We start from the raw sequence: 8,334 nt of genomic DNA on the forward strand, positions 1-8,334 counted from the left end.
TAGTTATAGAATGGACGATTTGACTGTACCATTACTTGAACTAGGGCTTACTGGAATGATTGGAAAAGGGCTTAGAAGCCAAACGGTAGTAGACTCAATGAAAAAGAATGGTGCTATCTACTTTGCTGCAATCGGAGGAGCGGGAGCTCTAATTTCTAAATCAATAAAAGAATGCGAAATTATTGCATTTGAAGATTTGGGACCGGAAGCAGTTAGAAAACTTACTGTAGTAGATTTTCCGGCTGTAGTTGTAATAGACTCAGAAGGAAATGATCTTTATGTAACAGAGAGAAAAAAATATCAGAAATAGTAAATGTAATTTAAAGAAGGGTAGCGATATATATTGCTACCCTTCTCATTTTATCTTAAGCCAATAATTCAATTACAAGAGGATTTACCTTTCTACTATCATACTTTCCTTTTAACTTAGGCATAACAGCCTTCATAACCTTTCCCATGTCGCCCTTGCCCTTAAAGCCATTTTCCGCGATAACTTCAATGAGGATTGCTTTTGCTTCATCGTCAGTTAATTGCTTTGGCATATAAACTGTGAACATTTCGATTGCAATTTCTGATTCGGCTATAATATCTTCTTTATTAGCTTGCTTCGCATAACCAAGAGTCTCATTTAATTGTTTAATTGTTTTCTCGATAATAGCAATTAACTCATCATCTTCAAGTTCTTTCTTTAAATCCAATTCTTTATATTTAACGGCAGCCATTAAAGTCCTCAAAGCAGTCAGTCTTATCTTATCCCTACTTTTCATATATTTAATAATATCGTCTTTCAATGTTTGTTTTAACATATGTATTTGCCTCCTAATTAATTTAGTGTTTTTCAGTAAGGTATCTTAGTTATTATCAAAAATACACTTATATATACATATTATACACTTATCACTTCAATTTGACTAAATAATTACCTTGCTTTGCGCTTAACGTGTAATCTTATTATCTCCACGAATTATCGCTTAGTCCGTAAGTTGTATCTAAATTAAGCGTTGCGCCGTGAACAGTACCATGTCCATTGACTATAGCCATTTTCCTCAAGCGAACATCTTCAGAATTATTACCTGAATCATCTGCTACGGCATTTGCAATAACTCCTAAGAGATCTTTTTCAGCCATGCTAGGTGTTTTCTCAAGAGCGGTATCAATAGTTATTGTAGGATTCGGTCCTATGCTTCCATTCTGCGTTACAATATCAAAAGCAAGAGCAAAGCCTCTTATGGAATCTAAATTGTACTTTTCACAGATAAGCACTGCTTGTTTAACTGCATATACTTCAGCATCTGCTTCAATATCTATAAAGTCTTGATTATTGCATAAACTATCAAACTGTGAATACCAAGGTTCAATAATTTTATTTGCGGAATCATTAATGTCCTTAGCCCATGTAAGCTGATTTTCGGGTGTGTCAAGTATCATATCATATATAATATTATAGTTTGTTCCAAAAATGCTTTTCATCTCAGCATTATGTTCTCTGTCCATTCTATTTAGGATAGGCTGCAAGGTTACTTGACGTATATTCCATTGAAAGTATCCCAAAGATAAGCCTTGTCCATCAAAATCTCCCGCGATTTGATTAGAAATGTCAACTTCAAATTGCTTAGTAATCTTTTTAGCAGTATTAACTGCAGTATCTGATGGTGAAGTATAAGTTTGTATATATTCATCAAAAACATATGCAACGCTATTATTATAAATAATTTTATCCCATCCATTATCAATAGACAAAATTTCAACCTTTTCAAAATTATATAGAACGTCTAGTATAGTCCCGTTTAAATTCGGAGCTGATCTTACCTTTAGATCATCTTTAAGTGATTGATTATACACATATCCTTTTTTAGTAGTACTATTATTAACAGTAACACTACAATTTGCAGTTTTACTTCCATCTACAGTAGTTGCTGTAATAATTGCTGTTCCAGGACTTACAGCTGTTACAACTCCATTAGTTACAGTTGCTATATTTGGATTTGAGCTTGTCCATGTTACCGCCTTGTTTGTTGCGTTACTTGGAGATACTGTTGAAGTTAAAGTATCTGCAGCTCCTACTGCTAAGTTATCTGTAGTTTTATTTAAGATTACCGATGTAACATTTAAATCCTCATTTACTACTACATCTTTATCAGCGGCGTCAAAATTAATTTGGTTAGTAGCACTTTTATAAATTACAGCTGGGATAGAACTTGCTTGTACGACTTTCGCTGTAAGGTTGTCTAACCAATTTCCTTCGAAATCTTTAACATAAACTGCTCCACCTGTAACTAGTGCATCACTTATTTCTTCAGCATTTGCTGGGGCGTTAGCATATTTTAAGTCGAAAGCTTTGCTACCTATTACAACAGTACCCTCCGACATTGCAGCAAAAGCTGTGAAAGATGTTGTTCCTGCCATCATCAAAGCAGCAAGAATTGAAGTTGTAATTTTCTTGTTCATAATTTATACCTCCGTATATGAGTTTAAGCTTTATATTATTTATAACGGTTATTCTAACGTAACTTATTATTAAAGTATACCACTATATTCCATGATATACCTACTCATATAGAATATTGATTATAAAGAAAGAGTCACCAAAAGAGGAGTAAGGTGTATGTTTGTGGTTGGTTTCTAATTCCAAAAAAATGTGTAAAAGATTCAGAGGGCAATTTATTTTGCCCAGATTATATGTTTGAGTTTAAGACAGTGTTGATGAAGACTTAAAAATTCCAGGGGAAGAGGAAATAACTATAAGAGGCAAAAAAGGATCAGCTATGGAGGACATTAAATGCATTTCATGGAGTGAGGATGATCTTATGATGGACGGATTTACATTGTGTAAAAATATAAAATGGTTAAATGAAGAGCTTTACCAGCACATATGGGAAAGTATTGATGTGAATGGCAATAATACTGTTACTGTTCATATTAAAGCTCTTAGAGAGAAGATAAAGGACAATATAAAGGACTCTACCTTTACTCAAACAGTATGGGGGACGGGTTATAAGTTTATAAGAGAGAGACATATGAAACTGAAAAAATGGCTTAGTTTGTCTCATTTAATTATAATGCTAGCTCCGATAATAACGGCTGCAATACTGTTTAAAGTCATCGTAGATTACAATAAAAATAATGATTTAAGAGATTATTTACTCATTATGAGTAAATTTAAAGTCTATGAAGATAAAATACAAAGCCCTGAAATATATAATACAAAGGTATTAGGGGTTGCGTATTTGTAGCACATCTGAGGCGCCTTTTTACTGATTTTATCTTAGTATTTATTAAAAAGTTTTTCTACTTCTTTTACAAAACTTGCATCTAACCCTTTTGAAAATTTATCGAAATCTTTTTTATCAATAGTTTTTTGAACACCTTGATTTTTCAAAACACTGTCAAGATTAACTAAAACTTCTTCGAAATTCTGGTCGTTACTGTCCATTGAGCCTCCGCCTAAAAGATCTGTTGTTTTATTGTTTTTTAGTGTTATTTTGTAAGAAGGATCATATGAATCTTTAGATTCCACAATACAAACATTAACACTTTTAATATCACTATAACTGTAGAGTACGCCAATGGGCGAAATAGGAGAGCCTATTTTTATGCTATCACTATACAAAATAGTATAGCTTGTCATGCCACAATAGATAGCGATAATTAAAGCTGGTAAGTAACATTTTTTTATTATTTTATATACTTTCGTTATTATATTTAATACTTGAACTAGAAAAATATCTAGCTTATTGTTATTTAAATCATCAAGTAATATTTTATCCTGGTAATCAGTAACTACAGCAGTATCAACCTCTTCTGGTAATTTCACTATCCGGTCTTTTCCTTTGAAAAACTTTTCTATTAATTGAAAGAAAAGATATATAATTAAAACCATAATCATTGCAGAGGGTACCATGTTTATTGGGCTTGATATAAACAGCAAGTAGTTACCTCTACAAAATATTAAAGATTGTAATAAGAAAAATGTGATAAGTGTTGTAAGTGCAATTACTATGGCTAATATAATAATCCCTAAAAAAAACAAAATACTGATAGCTATAAATTTTAATATTTTCATTGGTGACCCTCTTTCAAACCAGTCTTTCTTGTTTTTAAACCATTAAATCATAAGACTTTTTAGCTTATTATATCATTTTTCAATAGGGGTAAATAGTAATATATATATCTTTGAATTTCTTAGAGTGTATAAAAAAGCTGATGCACAATAAAATAATAAATGAATATATTAATTACTAAGAGTATGAATAAGAGGGTAATTAAATGTGGATTTATTTAGTTGAACCAGGTGATACTGTTTTGTCAATCGCGTATAGATATGGAATTTCATCACAAAGTATTATCGAAGCAAATGTACTTCAAAACTCAGATCAGTTATTTATAGGGCAGACCTTGGTTGTCCCATTATGTGAAATGAATTATAGAATGATTCCTAATGATAATATGTGGCCTATTAATGGGAATTATGATTTGGGAAACTTAAGAATGCCCGCACCAGGAGCTCCAACTAAACTCACAGTACAAAGAAATACAGTAAATAGTGTAGCGCTTTTTTGGGACCATGCGTATGACTCTATAAAGGTTAGTGGGTATTATGTTTTGAGAAATAATATTCCTATAGGTTCTACCCCAAATCGAGTATTTATTGATAAAACTATTAAAATTGGTCAAGTCTATAATTATAAAGTCACAGCTTATACTTTAGACAAAATTTTCTCAGGCTATAGCAATAATGCAAGAATAAATATTACACCTTCTCCTGGCATAATATTTTGGTCAAAAGCTAACCAATATTCAGGCTTTTTAAAAGGTACAGATGTTTCTTTTTATACACCAGAATTAGACTGGAATAAAATTAAGAGCGATGGAATATCATATGTTTACGTAAGGGCAGGTAATAGTGTATTAAATAAGGGCTATAATCCAGATTTTATGGCAGAAAAACATACATTAGGAATAAAATCTGCAGGCCTGCCAGTAGGGTTCTACTATATTCCACACTGGTCTAATTTAGATTATGATTTAAAAAAAGCTGAAGTTGAGGCTGAAAAATACGCTGACCACATATTTAGTCTTATGGGCAAAGCTGGTATAAGTGGGTATGGGGACTTACTTCCTGTCTTAGATATAGAACCTCCTCTTGGTTCAATTGATGTGGGACTTACTGGAAAACAAATAATTGATTGGGCTAGAGCATTTTGTGACCATTTTAAATCATATACAGGCAGAACAATAATGATATATACAAACAGGTCGTTCTTTAATGACTGGAATATTAAACCAGATATTATTACAATAAATAATTTACCCCTTTGGAATGCAGAATACTATCAATTTAATAATTATTTAAAGTATAGTGATGATACGCCTAGAAGCTTTGGGGGATGGAGTGGTTGGAATATTTGGCAATTCACACAATCCGCAATCATTGGTGGATATAAAAACATGGACGCAAGTTGGTGTCGTTCTCTTGATTTATTAATGCTACCGTCTGAACCAACAAATCTGATTGGGAAAAATGTGTCTCCAAGTACAGTAAATTTGAGTTGGAATAAAAACACTGAAATAGATCTAAAAGGATATAATGTTTATAAAGATGGTGTTTTAATTTCAACAACTAATAATAATTTCACCACAGTAACTGGTTTAAAAACTGGGAAAACATATAAATTTAAGGTTCAGGCACTAGATATATTTAACGATGTTTCAAAGTCGGTATCAGAAGATGTATATATTTCTAAATAAAAACTAAAATAAGAAAGAGAACATTTCAAAATATAAGATTAATTTGATATTAAGGTTATGAATTTTATAATTTATAACCTTTTTTCAGTTCGCTCAACAGTAAGAATACAATCGGCAATATGATTTGCTTTTTATTTTTAATTTTGTGGAATAATTAATAACTCAAGTTGAATTTAATACATTATTTTACAAAACAATAGAAAACTTTACAAAAAAGCATTTAATTTTCAAATAATTATTGAGTTATTAGAGTATTATGGTTACAATTGGAATTAGATATGTACAGGAATTGAAATTTTTACACTGAAATTATTTTTAAGTACATTATTTCCTGCATATAATTCTATAAAAACAAGGAGGAGACAATCATGTCTAGTCAAAAAAATGAAGAGAAAGAATTTAAACCGTACATTTCTGCGGATAAAGTCTTACCAGAATTTACTCTAACCGCAGTTTTACTTGGTATTATAATTTCAGTTGTTTTCGGTGCGGCTAATGCGTATCTAGGATTAAAAGTAGGTATGACAATTAGTGCATCTATTCCCGCGGCCGTAATTTCAATGGGAATTATTAGAGGTCTTCTTAAAAAAGAATCTATACTAGAAAACAATATGGTTCAAACAATTGGATCAGCCGGTGAATCTCTGGCGGCAGGTGCTATTTTCACATTGCCAGCCATGTTTATTTGGATGGAAGAGTGGAATGAGGGTGCACCAAGCCTAATAACCATAACAGCCATTGCTTTAGCTGGAGGAATTCTTGGAGTTCTTTTCATGGTTCCATTAAGAAAAGCGTTAATTGTAAAAGAACATGGCACATTGCCTTATCCAGAAGGTACAGCTTGTGCTGAGGTATTACTTGCTGGAGAAGAGGGCGGAGAAAAAGCCAAAATTACATTTATAGGACTCGGAATTGGTGCCGCATATAAATTTATGACGGGTGGATTTAAATTATTTCCTGGCGAAATAGAAACTGCTATTCCGGGTTATAAAGGAGCTGCCATCGGGGCGGATGTTTTACCAGCATTACTAGGTGTTGGATTTATAATTGGACCTACAATTTCTGCATATATGTTAGGTGGAGCAGTTCTTGGATGGTTTGCATTGATTCCTTTGATTTCAAACATTGGAAGCATGGGGGTTGTAATTTTATACCCAGCAACTGTACCAATCTCTCAACTAGACTATTGGGGAATTTGGGATAATTACATAAGATATGTGGGTGCGGGAGCAGTTGCATTCGGTGGTGTCTTTAGTTTGATCAAATCAATACCACTTATTGTAGGTACCTTTAGGGATGCCATGAAGGACTATTCTAAAAAATCTGGCGGAAGTACCGTCAGAACAGATCAAGACATGCCAATGAAATTTGTAATAATTGGTGTTTTAGTTGTCATTCTATCTATGATGATGACAAAAGTTATCCCAGTAGGATTTGTTGGAGCTGTATTAATTGCAATTTTCGGTTTCTTTTTTGCAACAGTTTCTTCAAGAGTAGTTGGTCTTGTAGGTAGTTCTTCAAATCCTGTATCAGGAATGACTATTGCTACATTGATTGTTACAGCTATAGTTTTTAAAGCCACTGGAAACGATGGACATGCTGGAATGATTGCAACGTTATTAGTAGGTGCCGTTATTTGTATTGTTGCTGCCATGGCAGGAGATACATCCCAGGATTTAAAAACTGGTTTCTTAGTAGGAGCAACACCAAAGCTTCAGCAATATGGTGAACTCATTGGTGCATTAGCTGCAGCATTCGCTATAGGTGGTGTTTTGATATTATTAAATAATGCATGGGGATTTGGAACACCAGAATTGCCTGCACCTCAAGCAACACTTATGAGATTAGTTATAGAAGGCGTTATGGGTGGAAACTTACCTTGGAATCTTGTTTATGCTGGAGTAGGTATCGGAGTTGCACTTGAATTATTAGGATTACCGGTATTACCAATAGCGATTGGTCTATATCTTCCAATCCATTTAAGTACACCTATCATGGTCGGTGGATTAATTAGAGGAATACTAAACAAGAAACAAGAGAAGCTAGAAGCGTTAGGTAAAGGAATCGATAACATTAAAGACAAGATTGATTGTGGAATTCTTTATGCTTCTGGATTAATTGCAGGTGAAGGGTTATTAGGTATACTACTTGCAGTATTTGCAGTATTTGAATTGAATTTTGACCTTGGTATTGATTTAGGACAAATAGGAGCATTGTTCTTCTTTGGTCTACTAGTATTATCTCTCTTGAAGTATTCTATATTTAAGAAAGATAAAATTAAGCAAGAGAAAAGTTAAGTAAAATAATTATTTGAAAGAAATACTATAAAGAGGATATAATAAATATCCTCTTTAAAACTTATGAAATACGAGGTGTAATCATGGCCAAAAAAATAAATAAAAATGCAAATTTTTTGGAGTTGGTGCCTTTTAAGAATAGGGACCAGAAATGGGAAGTAAAAGATGATGGATTGGTTCAGATTATTGTTATGAGGGATGGTTTAATAGAAAGAGCTGTGAGGATGTTTTTCAAAACACCAAAAGAAATGAAAATTGATTTAGATGCCCAGGGCAGTTGCGTATGGAA

The 8,334-nt window shown here is 32.8% G+C and carries 7 protein-coding genes and 1 pseudogene; 5 read left to right on the forward strand and 3 right to left on the reverse strand.

What is annotated here, in order from left to right; genetic code table 11:
* The coding region (locus tag JJE11_RS09825; RefSeq protein WP_291635051.1) for a fumarate hydratase C-terminal domain-containing protein at nt 1–310 on the forward strand (310 nt) is incomplete at its 5' end.
* A 55-nt stretch (nt 311–365) separates the two neighbouring features.
* On the opposite strand, the gene JJE11_RS09830 is transcribed toward JJE11_RS09825, so the two are convergent.
* Together JJE11_RS09830 and JJE11_RS09835 are read right to left on the reverse strand one after the other, a co-directional pair.
* Nucleotides 366–806 carry a GatB/YqeY domain-containing protein gene (locus tag JJE11_RS09830; RefSeq protein ID WP_291635053.1) on the reverse strand — a complete coding sequence of 147 codons (441 nt, stop codon included), beginning with the start codon at nt 804–806 and terminating at the stop codon, nt 366–368.
* Nucleotides 807–951: 145 nt separating this feature from the next.
* Complete coding sequence (locus JJE11_RS09835; RefSeq protein ID WP_291635054.1) at nt 952–2,448, reverse strand: Ig domain-containing protein; 1,497 nt, start codon at nt 2,446–2,448, stop codon at nt 952–954.
* Between the two features lie 317 nt (nt 2,449–2,765).
* On the opposite strand from JJE11_RS09835, the gene JJE11_RS09840 reads away from it, so the two are divergent.
* A complete protein-coding gene (locus JJE11_RS09840) occupies nt 2,766–3,233 on the forward strand; it encodes a helix-turn-helix domain-containing protein (protein WP_291635055.1) in 468 nt (155 codons plus the stop codon).
* A gap of 32 nt (nt 3,234–3,265) precedes the next feature.
* On the opposite strand, the gene JJE11_RS09845 is transcribed toward JJE11_RS09840, so the two are convergent.
* Nucleotides 3,266–4,063: a hypothetical protein gene (locus JJE11_RS09845; protein ID WP_291635057.1), complete on the reverse strand. Its 798-nt coding sequence runs from the start codon at nt 4,061–4,063 to the stop codon at nt 3,266–3,268.
* A 203-nt stretch (nt 4,064–4,266) separates the two neighbouring features.
* On the opposite strand from JJE11_RS09845, the gene JJE11_RS09850 reads away from it, so the two are divergent.
* The 3 genes and pseudogenes from JJE11_RS09850 to JJE11_RS09860 all read left to right on the forward strand — a co-directional run.
* Entirely contained in the window at nt 4,267–5,748 is a 1,482-nt protein-coding gene (locus tag JJE11_RS09850) for a GH25 family lysozyme (protein ID WP_291635059.1), read from the forward strand.
* Between the two features lie 368 nt (nt 5,749–6,116).
* On the forward strand, nt 6,117–8,045 hold the full coding sequence (locus JJE11_RS09855; RefSeq protein WP_291635061.1) for an OPT family oligopeptide transporter: 1,929 nt from the start codon (nt 6,117–6,119) through the stop codon (nt 8,043–8,045).
* An 83-nt stretch (nt 8,046–8,128) separates the two neighbouring features.
* Nucleotides 8,129–8,334: pseudogene (locus JJE11_RS09860) on the forward strand (PqqD family protein); the annotation flags it as partial.

The sequence above is a fragment of the Clostridium sp. genome (assembly GCF_016650095.1).
Lineage (GTDB): Bacteria > Bacillota > Clostridia > Clostridiales > Clostridiaceae > Clostridium_AD.